The sequence below is a fragment of the Thiomicrospira cyclica ALM1 genome, from assembly GCF_000214825.1.
In the GTDB taxonomy this organism is placed as follows: domain Bacteria; phylum Pseudomonadota; class Gammaproteobacteria; order Thiomicrospirales; family Thiomicrospiraceae; genus Thiomicrospira; species Thiomicrospira cyclica.
In genome coordinates, this window is the sequence record NC_015581.1 from 1 (window position 1) to 15,054 (window position 15,054).

At 46.2% G+C, this 15,054-nt stretch carries 16 protein-coding genes and 2 tRNA genes; 12 read left to right on the forward strand and 6 right to left on the reverse strand.

Going from position 1 to position 15,054, the window contains the following annotated elements; all coding sequences use genetic code 11:
- The first annotated feature begins 85 nt into the window (after window positions 1–85).
- From dnaA to moaC, 10 genes are all read left to right on the forward strand, one after another.
- Window positions 86–1,447, forward strand: a complete 1,362-nt coding sequence (gene dnaA / locus THICY_RS00005) for a chromosomal replication initiator protein DnaA (protein WP_013834566.1) — start codon at window positions 86–88, stop codon at window positions 1,445–1,447.
- A 10-nt stretch (window positions 1,448–1,457) separates the two neighbouring features.
- Window positions 1,458–2,567, forward strand: coding sequence for a DNA polymerase III subunit beta (gene dnaN / locus THICY_RS00010; RefSeq protein ID WP_013834567.1), 1,110 nt, complete (start codon window positions 1,458–1,460; stop codon window positions 2,565–2,567).
- Window positions 2,568–2,683: 116 nt separating this feature from the next.
- Window positions 2,684–2,989 carry a c-type cytochrome gene (locus tag THICY_RS00015; protein WP_013834568.1) on the forward strand — a complete coding sequence of 102 codons (306 nt, stop codon included), beginning with the start codon at window positions 2,684–2,686 and terminating at the stop codon, window positions 2,987–2,989.
- Between the two features lie 10 nt (window positions 2,990–2,999).
- Window positions 3,000–4,292: an NAD(P)/FAD-dependent oxidoreductase gene (locus THICY_RS00020; protein ID WP_013834569.1), complete on the forward strand. Its 1,293-nt coding sequence runs from the start codon at window positions 3,000–3,002 to the stop codon at window positions 4,290–4,292.
- Window positions 4,293–4,431: 139 nt separating this feature from the next.
- The gene (glmS, locus tag THICY_RS00025) at window positions 4,432–6,294 is read left to right on the forward strand and encodes a glutamine--fructose-6-phosphate transaminase (isomerizing) (protein WP_013834570.1); all 1,863 of its coding nucleotides are present in this window, start codon (window positions 4,432–4,434) and stop codon (window positions 6,292–6,294) included.
- Window positions 6,295–6,472: 178 nt separating this feature from the next.
- Window positions 6,473–7,477 carry a GTP 3',8-cyclase MoaA gene (gene moaA / locus THICY_RS00030; protein ID WP_013834571.1) on the forward strand — a complete coding sequence of 335 codons (1,005 nt, stop codon included), beginning with the start codon at window positions 6,473–6,475 and terminating at the stop codon, window positions 7,475–7,477.
- A gap of 29 nt (window positions 7,478–7,506) precedes the next feature.
- Window positions 7,507–7,761, forward strand: a complete 255-nt coding sequence (moaD, locus tag THICY_RS00035; RefSeq protein ID WP_013834572.1) for a molybdopterin converting factor subunit 1 — start codon at window positions 7,507–7,509, stop codon at window positions 7,759–7,761.
- A 3-nt stretch (window positions 7,762–7,764) separates the two neighbouring features.
- Entirely contained in the window at window positions 7,765–8,226 is a 462-nt protein-coding gene (gene moaE, locus THICY_RS00040) for a molybdopterin synthase catalytic subunit MoaE (RefSeq protein WP_013834573.1), read from the forward strand.
- Window positions 8,227–8,327: 101 nt separating this feature from the next.
- Window positions 8,328–9,551 carry a molybdopterin molybdotransferase MoeA gene (locus THICY_RS00045; protein WP_013834574.1) on the forward strand — a complete coding sequence of 408 codons (1,224 nt, stop codon included), beginning with the start codon at window positions 8,328–8,330 and terminating at the stop codon, window positions 9,549–9,551.
- A gap of 18 nt (window positions 9,552–9,569) precedes the next feature.
- Window positions 9,570–10,043, forward strand: a complete 474-nt coding sequence (gene moaC, locus THICY_RS00050; protein ID WP_013834575.1) for a cyclic pyranopterin monophosphate synthase MoaC — start codon at window positions 9,570–9,572, stop codon at window positions 10,041–10,043.
- Between the two features lie 67 nt (window positions 10,044–10,110).
- Here moaC and THICY_RS00055 read toward each other — a convergent pair whose 3' ends face one another.
- From THICY_RS00055 to luxS, 4 genes are read right to left on the reverse strand one after another with little or no spacing between them, the layout of a single operon-like run.
- Complete coding sequence (locus THICY_RS00055; protein WP_013834576.1) at window positions 10,111–10,299, reverse strand: YgaP family membrane protein; 189 nt, start codon at window positions 10,297–10,299, stop codon at window positions 10,111–10,113.
- Window positions 10,300–10,348: 49 nt separating this feature from the next.
- Window positions 10,349–11,530, reverse strand: a complete 1,182-nt coding sequence (gene purT / locus THICY_RS00060; protein ID WP_013834577.1) for a formate-dependent phosphoribosylglycinamide formyltransferase — start codon at window positions 11,528–11,530, stop codon at window positions 10,349–10,351.
- 3 nt (window positions 11,531–11,533) lie between these two features.
- Window positions 11,534–12,262 (reverse strand): 5'-methylthioadenosine/S-adenosylhomocysteine nucleosidase, encoded by a 729-nt coding sequence (mtnN, locus tag THICY_RS00065; RefSeq protein WP_013834578.1) that lies wholly within the window; start codon window positions 12,260–12,262, stop codon window positions 11,534–11,536.
- Window positions 12,259–12,780 (reverse strand): S-ribosylhomocysteine lyase, encoded by a 522-nt coding sequence (luxS, locus tag THICY_RS00070; RefSeq protein WP_013834579.1) that lies wholly within the window; start codon window positions 12,778–12,780, stop codon window positions 12,259–12,261. Before luxS ends, mtnN begins: the two co-directional genes overlap by 4 nt.
- 119 nt (window positions 12,781–12,899) lie before the next feature.
- Here luxS and THICY_RS08735 point away from each other — a divergent pair, with 119 nt between their 5' ends.
- Window positions 12,900–13,058: a hypothetical protein gene (locus tag THICY_RS08735; RefSeq protein WP_157862702.1), complete on the forward strand. Its 159-nt coding sequence runs from the start codon at window positions 12,900–12,902 to the stop codon at window positions 13,056–13,058.
- A 55-nt stretch (window positions 13,059–13,113) separates the two neighbouring features.
- On the opposite strand, the gene THICY_RS00075 is transcribed toward THICY_RS08735, so the two are convergent.
- Both THICY_RS00075 and THICY_RS00080 read right to left on the reverse strand, forming a co-directional pair.
- Window positions 13,114–13,194: transfer RNA gene (locus tag THICY_RS00075), tRNA-Leu, on the reverse strand.
- A 45-nt stretch (window positions 13,195–13,239) separates the two neighbouring features.
- A tRNA-Phe gene (locus THICY_RS00080) sits at window positions 13,240–13,315 on the reverse strand.
- A gap of 254 nt (window positions 13,316–13,569) precedes the next feature.
- Between THICY_RS00080 and THICY_RS00090 the strand changes: the two genes are divergently transcribed.
- The gene (locus tag THICY_RS00090) at window positions 13,570–14,865 is read left to right on the forward strand and encodes a DNA recombination protein RmuC (RefSeq protein ID WP_013834581.1); all 1,296 of its coding nucleotides are present in this window, start codon (window positions 13,570–13,572) and stop codon (window positions 14,863–14,865) included.
- Window positions 14,866–15,054 lie beyond the last annotated feature (189 nt).

Here is a 15,054-nt window from a genome sequence, read left to right on the forward strand (position 1 = left end):
TTAAAGTTATTCACAGTTACAATTAAATCCATAGCGCAATTATCCCCTAAATCGGTCAATGAACACAATAAAAGGAGCCGATGATTTGAGTCACGTCTGGACACAAAGTTTAAAATTCTTAGAGCAAGATCTAAATGAGCAGCAGTTTCATAGTTGGATTCGGCCACTTAAAGTGATCGAAGATGAGAGCGTTATTCGATTGCTAGCACCCACTCCATTTATTCTTGATTGGGTAAATCGCAAGCTGATGCCTAATATTCAACGAGCTGTTGCTCAGGTCGCGCCACAGGATACGCCACAGGTGAAACTGGAAATTGGTGATTATGATTTTGATGAGCCTGTGACTCAAACTATGCCAACGCCAATAGCGATCGCTCCGGCTCAACCAGCTGCTCAGCTGCGTGTTGATACCAATAAAAAAACGATCAAACATAAGCTGAACGTAAATTATATTTTTGATAATTTTGTTGAAGGTAAGGCCAACCAGTTGGCGGCGGCGGCGGCTCGTCAAGTCGCTGAAAATCCGGGTGGCAGTTATAACCCATTTTTTATTTACGGTGGTGTTGGCTTAGGTAAAACCCACTTAATGCATGCCATTGGAAATGCCTTGTTAGAGAAGAATCCCAACGCCCGTGTTGCCTACCTGCATTCGGAAAGTTTTGTGGCCGATATGGTTAATGCGCTGCGTCATAATAAAATTGAAGAATTTAAGCGGTTTTATCGCTCCTTGGATGCGTTATTGATTGACGATATTCAGTTTTTTGCCAACAAAGAACAATCGCAAGAAGAGTTTTTTCATACCTTCAACACCTTATTAGAAGGAAATAAGCAGGTTATCTTGACCTCGGATCGATTCCCCAAAGAGGTAGATGGTCTTGAAGATCGCCTTAAATCCCGCTTTGGTTGGGGGTTGACAATCGCGGTTGAGCCGCCGGAGTTTGAAATGCGTGTGGCGATTTTGATGAAAAAAGCGGCACAGGCCAATTATGCTCTACCTGAAGATGTCGCCTTTTTTGTTGCCAAGCGTCTGCGCGGTAACGTGCGTGAACTCGAAGGGGCATTAAAACGCATTGTGGCTTATGCCCAGTTTACTCAACAAACTATTACAGTTGAGTTGGTTAAAGAGGCGTTGAAAGATTTGTTGGCGTTACAGCAAAAAATGATTACTCTGGACAATATTCAAAAAACCGTTGCAGACTACTATAAATTGCGGGTAGCGGATTTGTTATCGAAACGACGTTCACGTAATATCGCTCGTCCAAGGCAGGTAGCTATGGCCTTAGCCAAAGAGTTAACTCACCATAGTTTGCCTGAAATAGGTGATGCATTTGGTGGTCGTGACCATACGACGGTGTTGCACGCTGTGCGAACCATCAAAAGTATGCGTGACACGGATCATGTGATCGATGAAGATTTTAGTAAACTAGTCAGAATTATTACCTCTTGAGGCGCTATCAATGAAACTAACTTTAAATCGCGAACAATTTTTAAAAGGCTTACAAACAGTCGCTGGCGTTGTAGAAAAGCGCCAAACTATGCCGGTTTTAGGCAATTTTCTGCTACAGATTAATGGTCAGCACCTCACCTTGACTGGCTCAGACTTAGAAATTGAAAGTCGCGCACAAGTGGTCATTGATCAGCTTGAGGGCGATGCCTTTGACATAACACTACCGGCACAAAAGCTATTAACGATTGTGCGCTCCTTACCTGAGGGGGTTAGTGTTAATCTCACTTTTGAAGCACAACGTTGTACGCTCACAGCAGGACGCTCCTCATTTAAATTATCGACTTTGCCCGCTGCAGACTACCCGCACTTGGATTTATCGCGGGTTGAGCTTGCCTTGCAAATGAGCCAAGCCCAATTAAAGCAAATGTTAGCGCAAACCAGTTTTGCTATGGCATCGCAAGATGTGCGTTTTTATTTAAATGGGATGCTGTTTGATGTCAGCCCACAGGCTTTGCGTTTAGTAGCAACGGATGGTCATCGTCTGTCAACCACCGCCTTAGAGGCCGACTTTGCAAGCTTAACACCCATGCAAGTGATTGTGCCGCGTAAGGGTATTGTTGAGCTTGGTAAATTACTACAAGCATCTGATGATTTAGTTGAGCTGGCTTTTGCGAAAAACTACCTTACTGTAAAGTTAGCCGACATAGTGTTTACTTGTAAGTTGATTGAAGGGCGTTATCCCGATTTTCGTCGAGTTATTCCGCAGAATAATGAAGTTGCCGTACAAACTGACCGAGAGTTGTTGCGTGCCATATTACAACGTGCGGCCATTTTGTCTAATGAACGCTTTAAAGGCGTAAGAATGGTTATTGATAACAACTTATTGACGGTTCATGCGCAAAATACCGAGCAAGATGAATCTAATGAGGATATGGCAATAGACTATCTTGGCGATAAAATTGAAATTGGCTTTAATGTAAGTTACCTCTTGGATGTTATTCAAGCGGTGAAAGATGATCATATTGTTCTAAGTTTAAAAGATAATAGCAGTTCGTGTTTAATTTCGACCGCTGACGGTCTAATTACGGCACAACATGTTGTTATGCCAATGCGACTATAGTTAATCCATGGCTATAAGCTATGCTTATAGCCATGGATTAAAATACTAATTGGCTTAGCTAGATGGTTAAAGGTATATTCAAATAGCGAGCCTGAATTTAATACAGAGGAATAAAAATGAATAAGAAACTCCTACCTCTTGCTGGTCTACTTATAGGTTTATTTGTAATTCCTAGCGCCCATGCGGTCGATCGCGGTGAACTCCTAGCTAATAGTTGTTTTTCATGCCATGGCTATGATGGTCGATTAGATAACGCAGAAATCATTCCGCTGGCTAACTACCCCGCTTCCCTTATAATCAGCCAAATGAAAGCCTATCGTGATGGTACACGTCAGGGCACGATTATGAATCGTCATGCCCGTGGTTACACCGATGAAGAAATCGAATTAATGGCAAATTACATTGGTTTACAAGGACAATAAGGAGCATATTATGAAAAAATTAAAATTATCGCGTCGTCAGGCCATCCAATTGGCGGCGGCAGGTGTTGCTATGCCAACAGCATTTGCCTTGTCAGGTTGTGAAACGACAGGTCGTAAAGGTGCTGGACATGTTGTCGTCATTGGTGGTGGCTTTGGTGGTGGTGCAACCGCAAAATATTTAAAGCGTTATAATCCAGAATTAAATGTAACAATGATCGAACCTAATACCACCTATGTAACGTGCCCTGGCTCTAACTGGGTTTTGGCGGGTTTCACTGAAATGAATGAAATCACCCACAACTATGATGCCGCTAAGAAAAATGGTATTAATGTGGTTCATGAAATGGTGGCCAATGTTGATCCGGCCAAACAGACGGTAACCCTTGCGAGTGGTAAAACCATGAGTTATGACCGTTTAGTTATGTCACCAGGTATTGACTTCAAATGGGACGTACATGCGGGCATTTCGCAAGCCGCTGAAACAGCTATGCCTCATGCCTACAAAGCCGGTCCGCAAACGTTACTATTACGTGATCAACTGCGTGCCATGCCAGACGGTGGTACATTTGTAATGGTACCGCCACCAAATCCATTCCGTTGCCCACCAGGACCTTACGAGCGTGCAGCGATGGTTGCGCATTATCTTAAAAATAATAAGCCTAAGTCTAAAATTCTAATCCTAGACCAAAAAAATGCCTTCTCTAAACAGGGTTTATTCCAAAAGGGTTGGGAGCTTAACTACGGTCAGATGATTGAATGGGTATCAATGGATGATGGCGGTCGTTTGAATAGCATTGATGTAGCTGGTAAAACCATCGATGCTGCTTATGGAAAAGTTAAAGGTGATGTCGTTAACTATATCCCACCACAGCGTGCAGGCAAGCTTGCTCAAACGACCGGCTTGACTAATGACTCTGGTTTCTGTCCGGTTAATCAGATTACTTTTGAATCAACTATTCATAAAAATATCCATGTGATTGGGGATGCTTCTATTGCCAGCCCAATGCCAAAATCTGGCCATTCCGCTGTAAGCCAAGCTAAGGCTACTGCGGCCAATATTGTTTTAGCAATGCAAGGCGAAGAGCCTATTTGGGCGAAAAATGTCAATACGTGTTACTCACTTGTAACACCAGACTATGCCATTTCTGTTGCGGCAATCTATGACATCGTTGATGGAAAGATTGCTGCTGTACAGGGTGCTGGAGGAGTTTCACCGGGCGATGCTGATGCAGAATACCGCCGAACTGAAGCAAACTACACGCGTGGTTGGTATCGTAGTATTACTGACGAGGTCTGGAGCTAATTCTTATGCTCCCCACGTTAGGGTTAATAAACCGCAGTTAATCTGCGGTTTTTTTTGCTTAACTATTACGTCGACCGACTGCTAAGTTTAGGTGCGCGTGGTAAACTAAAAGCAATTTTCATCGAGGAATAATTGGGTTATGTGCGGAATTGTTGGCGGGGTGGCTGAACGAAATTTAGTCCCAATTTTATTAGCCGGTCTGAAGCGGTTAGAGTATCGGGGTTACGATTCATCAGGACTTGCGGTGATTGATGAAAGTCAAACATTACTCCGCTACCGTGCTGAAGGAAAAATCCAGGCACTTGAACAGACCATTGCGCAACAAGCGCCCAATTTATATGGGCAAACCGGTATTGCACATACGCGCTGGGCCACTCATGGTCGTCCGGCCGAGCGAAATGCTCACCCTCATACTAGTCATGATCTTATTTCAGTGGTTCATAACGGTATCATTGAGAACTACCAGGCCTTAAAAGCGCAACTAATGGCACAAAACATCACCTTTGCGTCGGAGACGGATAGTGAAGTTATCGCACATAGCGTTTATTTAGCCTATCAGTCAGACCTGGACTTAAAAGATGCGGTTACTCAGACTGTCGCTCAGTTTGATGGTGCTTATGCACTTGGGATTGTTGCCAAAGATCAGCCGGGTCGTTTAATTGCGACCCGTAAAGGCAGTCCCTTGGTGATAGGCGTTGGTATAGGTGAGCATTTCATTGCATCGGATGTTACCGCGCTGTTACCGGTCACACAAAACTTTATCTTTTTGCAGGAAGGCGATATCGCGGATATTTACCGCGATCGGTTTGTTATTTACAACGCATCTGGTGAGGTGGTAGAGCGCCCGATGGTGCAGTCCAGCCTAAATCCAGCAGCGGTTGAATTGGGTAATCATCGCCACTTTATGCATAAGGAAATTTTTGAACAGCCGCAGGCGGTGATTGATACGTTGCAAGGCCGAATTACTGACCAAGAAGTGATTACCGAAGCTTTTGGGTTCCAGGCAGCTGACCTATTCGATCAGATAACCCAGGTGCAAATTGTGGCTTGCGGTACCAGTTACCATGCCGGCCTGGTTGCAAAATACTGGTTAGAAGATATTATTCGTCTACCTTGTCAAGTTGAGGTAGCCAGTGAGTATCGATATCGGAACCCCGTGTTACAAGATAAGACGCTGTTTGTGACTCTATCCCAGTCGGGTGAAACCGCCGACACCCTTGCCGCTTTACAATTGATTAAGCAGCAGGCTAAGCAACGTCAATTTACCCAGATAGCGACTCTGTGTATCTGTAATGTCGCCGAGTCGAGCCTAACTCGTGAATCGGATATGACCTTTTTAACCCATGCCGGACCAGAAATCGGTGTTGCCAGTACCAAAGCCTTTACCACTCAATTGGTTGCGCTGGCGCTATTGATGATGGTGTTGGGTAAACGTCATAAAACGCTGAGTGTCAAACGTGAGGCGGCAATTGTGGCGGGCTTAAAAAAATTACCCGGCTTGATTCAAAATGCACTCACGCATGAGGCGTCGATTCAGCAATTGGCCAATAGCTTTGCTGATAAGCATAATGCTCTGTTTTTAGGACGCGGCACTATGTTTCCGATTGCGCTTGAAGGCGCATTGAAACTCAAAGAAATTAGCTATATTCATGCGGAAGCCTACCCGGCGGGTGAGCTGAAACATGGCCCACTAGCCCTAGTTGATGAAATGATTCCAGTTGTTGCGATTGCGCCGCATGATGATTTGCTCGAAAAGCTGAAATCTAATTTGCAAGAGGTGAATGCACGCGGTGGTCAAATGATTGTATTTGAAGATGAGGCGTCTAACATTCAATCGGATGGCTCATTTAAAGTGCTTAAAACTACTAGTAACGTCGGTCGTATTACCGCACCGATTACGTTTAATATTCCGTTGCAGTTGTTGGCTTATCACGTAGCTCTAATACGGGGTACTGATGTTGACCAACCCCGTAATCTCGCAAAATCGGTAACAGTGGAATAAACATTAGAGCTTCTTTACGTCAAACAATGTGAATTTCTATCTGCTTGTTATAAATAACCCGGTCTAGACCTTGAGTTTAGGTCGGGTTTTTATTATATTACGCGTTATAGCCAAGCGTGCACAACGCTTTTAAAACAGGCAGATCCAGCTTTAAGCCAAGCCTGACTTAGGAGTTAAGATGAGTAATACCGGAGAATTAATCGATCCATTCCAGCGCAAAATTGAATATTTGCGCGTATCAGTGACGGATCGTTGTAATTATCGTTGCGGGTATTGTATGCCTGAGCAAGGCGTGCATCCGGAAGGCAAGCATACCGAATACTTGTCATTTGAAGAGTTAACGCGAATAATTGCGGCGTTTACGCGCTTGGGTGTGAAAAAAATTCGCTTAACCGGCGGTGAACCTTTAGTGCGCAAGGGACTGGCCGAGTTCGCTCAAGAATTAAAACGCTTACCAGGCCTGGTGGATTTAGCTTTATCGACCAATGCCCATTATCTAGACAAGCATGCGCCCCAATTAGCAGCGGCGATTGATCGGGTGAATATTTCGATGGATTCACTGGACGCGAACAAGTTTCAGCACATTACCCGTGGCGGCGACCTTGCCAAAGTTATGAACGGTATTGATGCCGCGTTGGCGCACGACATGCGCCCGGTCAAAATAAATATGGTGGTGATGAAAGGCACCAACGATGATGAAATCGAAGCGATGGTCGATTTTGGCATTCAAAAAGGGGTTGAAGTGCGCTTTATTGAAACCATGCCGATTGGCCCAGCTGGTGTGTCGATGATGGATCAACATTATGCGGCGGATGCCATCTTAAAACGGGTCAAAGATCATGTCGGCACCGATTTGATCCCATGCCAAAGTCGCTCGCATGATGGCCCGGCGCGCAATTTTAAAATCGCGGGTACTGATGCCAAAATCGGTGTTATCTCCGCAGTCTCCGATCACTTTTGTGCTAGTTGTAACCGGGTAAGATTAACCGCACGTGGGTTTTTAGCCCTGTGTTTAGGGCAAGAAGATGGTATGGATTTACGCTCGCCCCTGCGCAATGGTGCCACGGACGATGAGTTAGAAGCCTTGATTGTTAAAGCGATTACCATGAAGCCAGAGCGACACTTTTTCCGTGAGAATGTTCACAATATCGAATTTAGACAAATGGTATCTCTGGGTGGTTGAGCCGAGATGCACTGAGACAAGGAATGATGATGAGCGGTGTAAACATTTTATATTTTGCTAGTTTTCGGGAAAAGTTTGGCCAGGCACAAGAACGCTTGCCGGCCGAATTTGGTACGGTTGGTGAACTACTTAACAAACTCGCGCAACGCGGTGATGAGTGGCGCGAAACCTTGATTGAACAAGGGCGGGTACAAATTGCCGTCAACCAAGACATGGCCAATGCGGATACTCCGCTAAAAGCGGGTGATGAAGTGGCGCTTTTTCCACCAGTAACCGGGGGTTAAGTTGTGAGTAATCCCTTCGTTCGTGTTCAAGAGGCCGATTTTGATTTGACCACGGAAGTGAACTGGTTGCGCGCGCAACACAGCGATGTCGGTGCGGTGGTCAGTTTTATTGGTACTGTGCGCGATATCAACCAGGGTGATGAGGTGAATCAACTGGAGTTGGAGCACTATCCTGGTATGACGGAAAAAGCACTTGAAGCGATTCGTCAACAGGCCCACCAACGTTGGCATTTGGAATCGAGTTTGATTATTCACCGCATTGGCAAAATGCAGCCGAAAGACCAAATTGTATTGGTTGCTGTCGCCAGTCGCCATCGTGAAAATGCGTTTCATGCGGCGCATTTTATTATGGATTATTTAAAAACCAATGCACCCTTTTGGAAGAAAGAATGGACTCCTGATGGTGAACGTTGGGTTGATGCCCGACTCAGTGACGAACAAGCCATGCAGCGTTGGTTAAGTTAAGTTTTCTGTTATTTATTTACTACTGCTTTATCTGTCTTTTCCCCGCTTGCGGGGAATTTTTTTGGCCAGATAACGCCATTTTTTAAGAGTGAAACCTGATTATGAAAACGGTAGAACAAGCGTTAGAACACCTGTTGGCCCAAGTGAAGCCTCAAACGGCCACGGAAACCCGCCCACTGGCCGATGCGCTCGGTTTGGTCTTAGCGGAAGCGATTGTGTCGCCGGTCAATGTGCCGCCACACGATAACGCCATGATGGATGGTTATGCCCTATATGTTGAAGACACTTTCCCTAATGATCAGCAGGCCTGGTTAATTAGTCAGCGGATTCCGGCAGGTACGGCGCCCGCTCCACTAACACCCCATACCGTCGCGCGAATCTTTACTGGTGCGCCGATTCCGGCCGGGGCGAATGCGGTGGTTATGCAAGAAGCTGCTGAGCTAATAACCACTGATGACGAACAATCGGCAGCGCAGGTGAGGTTTACCCAGCCAATCACCGCCGGTCAATACATTCGTCAAACCGGCGAAGATATTACAGCAGGTGATGTTATTTTAGCGCCTGGTACGCGACTAACGCCGCAAGCCTTAGCTTTAGCTGCCTCTGTAGGGCGTGATCAACTGACCGTTTATAAACCGTTACGCGTGGCCACCTTTACTACGGGTGATGAACTCTTAGCCCCAGGTACCCCTCCACAGCCGGGTAAAATCTATAACGCGAATCACACCAACTTGGTAACCCTACTAAAACAACATGGTCTGGAACTGGTCGATTTAGGTCAAGTGGCTGATAATCTAGAGGCCACGAAAACCGCATTAGCGCAGGCCGCAGCGCAAGCGGATGTGATTATAACTACCGGTGGGGTTTCGGTGGGTGAAGAAGATCATATTAAAGCTGCCGTACAAAGTTTGGGTGAACTGGATTTATGGCGAGTACAAATGAAACCCGGCAAACCCCTAGCCTATGGACGCGTTGGCGATACGCCATTTCTTGGCTTACCGGGTAATCCCGTGTCGGCCTTTGCCACCTTTTCTTTATTTGCCCGCCCCTATTTACTGCGGATGCAAGGACAACAACAGGTCGCAGCACAAACCATCTGGGTGCAAGCGGATTTTAATTGGCTAAAACCCGATGCACGGCGAGAGTATGTCCGCGTGCAATTACAAACCAATGGCCAAGGCAGTTGGGTAAGCTTGTTTCCAAAACAAGGTTCGGGTGTACTCACCTCAACGGTATGGGCGGATGGTTTTGCGATTATTGCTGAAAACCAGCAGGTGCATATCGGTGATTGGATTGAATACCTACCCTTCAGCCAATTTCATTAAATTTAACGGAGAGATCCTATGAACGAATTAACCCATTTAGATGAGCGTGGCCAAGCCAGAATGGTGGATGTTAGTGATAAAGCGCAAACCGAACGGATTGCACGGGCACAAGCCCGGATTGTGATGCAACCGGAAACGCTTGCGATGATTGTGGCGGGCAAGCATAAAAAAGGGGATGTGCTGGCGACGGCGCGTATCGCCGGGATTATGGCGGCCAAGCGCACGCCAGACCTCATTCCGATGTGTCACCCGCTGCTACTCACCTCGGTTAAGGTCGAACTAACTCCCAATCAGCAGGACAGTGCCATCGACATTATGGCTACTTGTAAACTGGTGGGGCAAACTGGGGTTGAAATGGAGGCTTTAACCGCTGCGAGTGTCGCGGCTCTAACGCTTTATGATATGTGCAAAGCGGTTGATAAAGGCATGGTGATAGATCAACTGCAATTGCTAGAAAAGATTGGCGGTAAAAGCGGGCATTGGCAGCGTTAAGCTGGCAAAGCTAGTCTAGCCAATGCCGCCAGATGGTAAAACCAAGCCTGGTTGACCGAGATATGAACTATTTAGTCTTACAGCTATTTAATCCAAACGGTAAATACGCAGGACAAAAGCGGAATATCCCGGTTAATAACGGCACAATGCCAATATAACCGATGATGCCAATCACGCCGGTAGCGGCCAGTACAATTAATAATGCGCCGCCGCCAATTCGTAACATACGATCAATACCACCCACATTTATTTGCATATTCATGCTCCTCTATTCGGTTAAACATTATCACTTGATTATGATGGGTTTAAAAATGAACCTTAACACTTTGCGCTACGGCATTCGCTTTGGCAATGGCTTCCTCAATCGAGTTCCCACGGGCTAAAGCCACACCCATCCGACGGCGCCCGGCAATTTCAGGCTTACCAAATAAACGCAATTGGGTATCCGGCGCCGCTAAAGCGGTATCCAAGTCACTGAACGCCGTTTGGGTTGAGTGGCCTTCTGGCAAAATTACGCTCGATGCCGATGGGCCATGCTGTGCAATATTGGGAATCGGCAAGCCTAAAATAGCCCGTACGTGCAAGGCAAATTCGGACAGGTCTTGTGAAATTAAAGTAACCAAGCCAGTATCATGCGGACGTGGTGATACTTCGCTAAAAATAACCTCATCGCCTTTCACAAACAATTCCACCCCAAATAACCCGCGCCCACCCAAGGACGAAGTCACCGCTTCAGCCATCTGTTGTGCCGCCGCTAACGCGGTTGAACTCATCGGATGTGGTTGCCAAGATTGACGATAATCGCCATCAATTTGAATATGTCCAATCGGTTGACAGAAGGCCGTACCGTCGCGATGACGAATGGTGAGCAGGGTGATTTCATAGTCGAAATCAACGAAGCCTTCTACAATCACCTTACCTTGCCCTGCGCGCCCACCTTCTTGTGCATATTGCCAGGCCTGGTGAATCTGATCCTGGCTTTTAATCACACTTTGGCCTTTACCGGATGAACTCATAATTGGTTTTACCACACAGGGCAAGCCAATATCCGCGATGGCTTGTTCAAATTCCGCAAAGGTTTGCGCAAAGGCATAAGCGGAGGTTGTTAGCCTCAGTGTTTCTGCCGCTAAACGTCGAATTCCCTCGCGGTTCATGGTCAATTGCGTCGCTTTTGCGGTAGGAATTACCTGAAAACCTTCCGCTTCTAATTCGGCAAGCGTATCCGTCGCAATCGCTTCAATTTCAGGCACGATATAATGAGGTTGTTCTTGTTCGATAACCTGGCGTAAGGCGGCCCCATCCAGCATACTAATCACGTGGCTGCGATCAGCAACCTGCATTGCAGGCGCATTGGCATAACGATCCACCGCAATCACTTCCACGCCCAAGCGTTGTAATTCAATGACGACTTCCTTACCTAACTCGCCGGAACCGCACAACATAACTCGCGTCGCTGTGGCCGAAAATGGCGTGCCTAGTGTAACCATAACTTATCCTTCAAATTGTTTAATCATCGCGACCACGACGCGTGTTGAGTGATCTGCCGCCTGGGCTAAAAAGGCATCAAATGCGATAACATTTTCCTTCCCCGCAATATCCGACAGCGCACGAATAATCACAAATGGCATTTCAAACTGATGGCAGACTTGCGCAACGGCCGCCGCTTCCATTTCACAGGCAATCATTTCTGGAAATTTAGTACGGGTATGAGCCACGTCTTCAAGAAGATGCACAAAGCGATCACCGGTAGCAATTAAGCCGTGCATATGGGTGACCTCGCCCAAACTTTCAATCGCTAGTTTGGCTTTGGCAATCAGCATTTCGTCCGGAATAAAACAGGCTGGCAGGCCTGGTAACTGCCCATGCACATAGCCAAAGGGTGTGACATCGACATCGTGATGGCAAACCGAGCTGCTGATGACAATATCACCGACCTCTAAATCGGTATGAAAGCCCCCTGCCGAGCCGGTATTAATGACCGCTTGTGGTGCAAAACGGTCAATTAAAATAGCCGTGCTCATAGCCGCATTCACTTTACCAATGCCCGAACGTAACAACACCACGTCACGATCCGCTATGCGGCCTTGGTAAAACTCAAAACCAGCAATTTTGATGGTTTCACGATCAACGAGTTGTTCACGCAATAAGATAATTTCTTCTTCCATCGCCGCGATAACAGCAATAGGTGCTGTTTGATGCAAACTCGCTGGTTGACTCATACGGCGTTGCCTAGCTCGCGTAATTGATCGGCCGATAGCAGTAAATCTTCATTTTTCATAACACCGATGTTTTGATCAATTATTGCTTGCGCAATGGCTTTTGCTTCATCCAAAGAATGCATGGTGCAGGTGCCGCACTGATACACATTTAATTCCGGGATATCCGCTTCGGTTTTTACCGCCAACACGTCTTGCATTGCCGCTAACCAGGCCTGGGCAACTCGTTGCTCGTCCGGTTCACCAATCAAGCTCATGTAGAAGCCGGTGCGGCAACCCATGGGTGACACATCGATAATTTCGACCCCATCGCCATTTAAATGCTGACGAATAAAACCGGCAAACAAGTGTTCCAGTGTATGAATACCACGCTCGCCTAAAATCTCTTTGTTGGGACGACAAAAACGTAAATCGAATACGGTAATAGTGTCACCTTTAGGCGATGTCATGGTTTTGGCAACTCGCACAGCGGGCGCAGGCATAATGGTGTGGTCAACTCGGAAGCTATCAAGTAATGGCATAAATCTTCTCCAATAAAACTACGATTTTAACAAATGCACCGCTTTTGGGTGATGAATCTTGGTCAGTTTGTCGAAATGCGTATAAACTAGCCTAAATGAGTGCAAGTTATTAAGGAGATATGATGGGATTTGAAACATTGTTTTTATTAGCGGTAGGCGGTTTTTTGCTGGGTTACAGCCTTTATGACCGTGAAAAAGGGAAACTTGTACGCGGCTTTGTAGCCTTTTTTGGTTTGGCGTTTTTATCTGCCGCGGTGGTCAGCTATCTGTATTTATAGTGTGGATGTTTTTGCAGATGAAAAAAACCCTCAATTAAGAGGGTTTATTGTAATGTGCGAGCGGAGAGACTCGAACTCTCACACCAAAGGCACCAGAACCTAAATCTGGCGTGTCTACCAATTCCACCACGCTCGCAATGCGTTTCGAATAAGGCTGAATCAGCATTATTCAGAATTTGAGTGGTGGCTGCACCTGGAATCGAACCAGGGACACACGGATTTTCAATCCGTTGCTCTACCAACTGAGCTATGCAGCCAAATAACAAGTCGGCGTATTATAGATACGGGCCTTACGGGTGTCAAATGGTATTTCAAAAAAATGTCGAAATTGTGCAGGTGAAAAATTTAATGACAGTTAGCTTTCTAAGTAGCGATTATAACAACGATTTATTGCGACGCATCATGTCGCATATAGCTGCGCATTCTGTGTTCCAGATTCCTATCTGCCAGTATCATAATAGGTTGATCTGTAGGCTATGGTTTAAGTTTTATAAAGGGGGGTTAGATCTATATGGATGAACGGATTATATTTGGGCTGGCCGTGGCGTTTCTGTTGCTTATTATCGGACTACTCTGGCATCAGTGGGCGTTGTTGAAAGTTAAATATGCTGATGAGCACGCAAAAGTAGCGACACTAGAGACTTATCAACAACAATTTCAGCAACTTAGCGAAGATTACCGTGTGTTGGAAAGTCGCTATGAAGCTGCCCAAACCCATTTTGCGCAAGAGCGCGAACAATTTAGCAGCACGAAAGCGGCGTTAACCCACGAATTTGAAAGTCTGGCGCAACGAATTTTTGAACAGCAGGGGCAGCAATTCTCACAACACAATCAAACTCAATTAAGTCAACTGCTACAACCTTTTCGTGAGCAGGTGTCTAGTTTTCAGCAGCGGGTGAATGAAGTACACGATGCGGCAACTCGTGGCCAGGCAGGCCTGCAAGCGGAATTGCGTAAAGTGATGGAGTTAGGCATTAGCATGAGCCAAGAGGCGCATAACCTAACCAAAGCGTTAAAAGGCGATGCCCAGCAGCGAGGCGCGTGGGGTGAGGCGCAATTGCGTCGCACCCTTGAAATGAGTGGATTAATTGAGTCGACCCATTTTAGCGCACAGGAATCCTATAAGGATGGGCAGCATAAAGATAAACGTACTGATTTTGTGATTAAGCTTCCCGATGCGAAACATCTCATTTTAGACTCTAAAGTGTCGCTTATTGCCTATGACCGTTGGATGTCGGCTGAGGATGAGCCGGCAAAATCTGCCGCTCTGCAAGAGCATTGCCAAGCCGTTCGACGTCATATGAAGGACCTTGCCAGCAAGGATTACACCCAGTTAATTGGTCTAAAAAGCCCTAGTTTTGTGCTGATGTTTATGCCGATTGAACCCGCGTATATTGCGGCCCTGCAAGGTGACGCAACCCTGTTTGATGACGGTTATAATCAAGGAGTTATTCTAGTATCTCACACTACGTTATTGCCGATTTTGCGTACCGTTGCAAATTTATGGACGCTGGCGCAAAGTCAAGATGAAGCTCAAGAGTTAGGTGAAAAAGCCGGTGAGATTTATCAACAAGTCAGTATGATTGCCGACCGGCTCAATAAATTAGGTACCAGCCTAAGCGCGGCCAGCAACCATTACAACAGTACCGTCACGGCTTTAGCCGGTAACCAGGGCTTGTATGGCAAAGTAGCACGTTTTAGTCAGTTATCGACTAAAGTACAAAAGTCATTACCTGCGATAGAGCCCAAATCCATCGATCTAGATCAGGCGCGCTTAGTGGCCTTACTTGATGAGACAGGGAGCTAAAGTGGGTTTAAAACTTTGAATCAAAAAAAACGATAAAGCTGATAACGATCTTCAACCCTGCTTGTTTCGGCACGCGGGGTTTTTTATTGCCCATGAACTACGCAAACTTTGCTATGATCGGTCATCCATGCAAAATTTGTGCAATCTAACCGGGAATCCTGCTCATTGCGCTACCCTGTATAGATTTTG

Coding starts and splice junctions, on each gene's coding strand:
- dnaN (WP_013834567.1), top strand. CDS start 1,458: ATGAAACTAACTTTAAATCGCGAACAATTTTTAAAAGGCTTACAAACA.
- THICY_RS00015 (WP_013834568.1), top strand. CDS start 2,684: ATGAATAAGAAACTCCTACCTCTTGCTGGTCTACTTATAGGTTTATTT.
- THICY_RS00020 (WP_013834569.1), top strand. CDS start 3,000: ATGAAAAAATTAAAATTATCGCGTCGTCAGGCCATCCAATTGGCGGCG.
- glmS (WP_013834570.1), top strand. CDS start 4,432: ATGTGCGGAATTGTTGGCGGGGTGGCTGAACGAAATTTAGTCCCAATT.
- moaA (WP_013834571.1), top strand. CDS start 6,473: ATGAGTAATACCGGAGAATTAATCGATCCATTCCAGCGCAAAATTGAA.
- moaD (WP_013834572.1), top strand. CDS start 7,507: ATGAGCGGTGTAAACATTTTATATTTTGCTAGTTTTCGGGAAAAGTTT.
- THICY_RS00045 (WP_013834574.1), top strand. CDS start 8,328: ATGAAAACGGTAGAACAAGCGTTAGAACACCTGTTGGCCCAAGTGAAG.
- moaC (WP_013834575.1), top strand. CDS start 9,570: ATGAACGAATTAACCCATTTAGATGAGCGTGGCCAAGCCAGAATGGTG.
- THICY_RS00055 (WP_013834576.1), bottom strand. CDS start 10,299: ATGCAAATAAATGTGGGTGGTATTGATCGTATGTTACGAATTGGCGGC.
- purT (WP_013834577.1), bottom strand. CDS start 11,530: ATGGTTACACTAGGCACGCCATTTTCGGCCACAGCGACGCGAGTTATG.
- mtnN (WP_013834578.1), bottom strand. CDS start 12,262: ATGAGTCAACCAGCGAGTTTGCATCAAACAGCACCTATTGCTGTTATC.
- luxS (WP_013834579.1), bottom strand. CDS start 12,780: ATGCCATTACTTGATAGCTTCCGAGTTGACCACACCATTATGCCTGCG.
- THICY_RS08735 (WP_157862702.1), top strand. CDS start 12,900: ATGATGGGATTTGAAACATTGTTTTTATTAGCGGTAGGCGGTTTTTTG.
- THICY_RS00090 (WP_013834581.1), top strand. CDS start 13,570: ATGGATGAACGGATTATATTTGGGCTGGCCGTGGCGTTTCTGTTGCTT.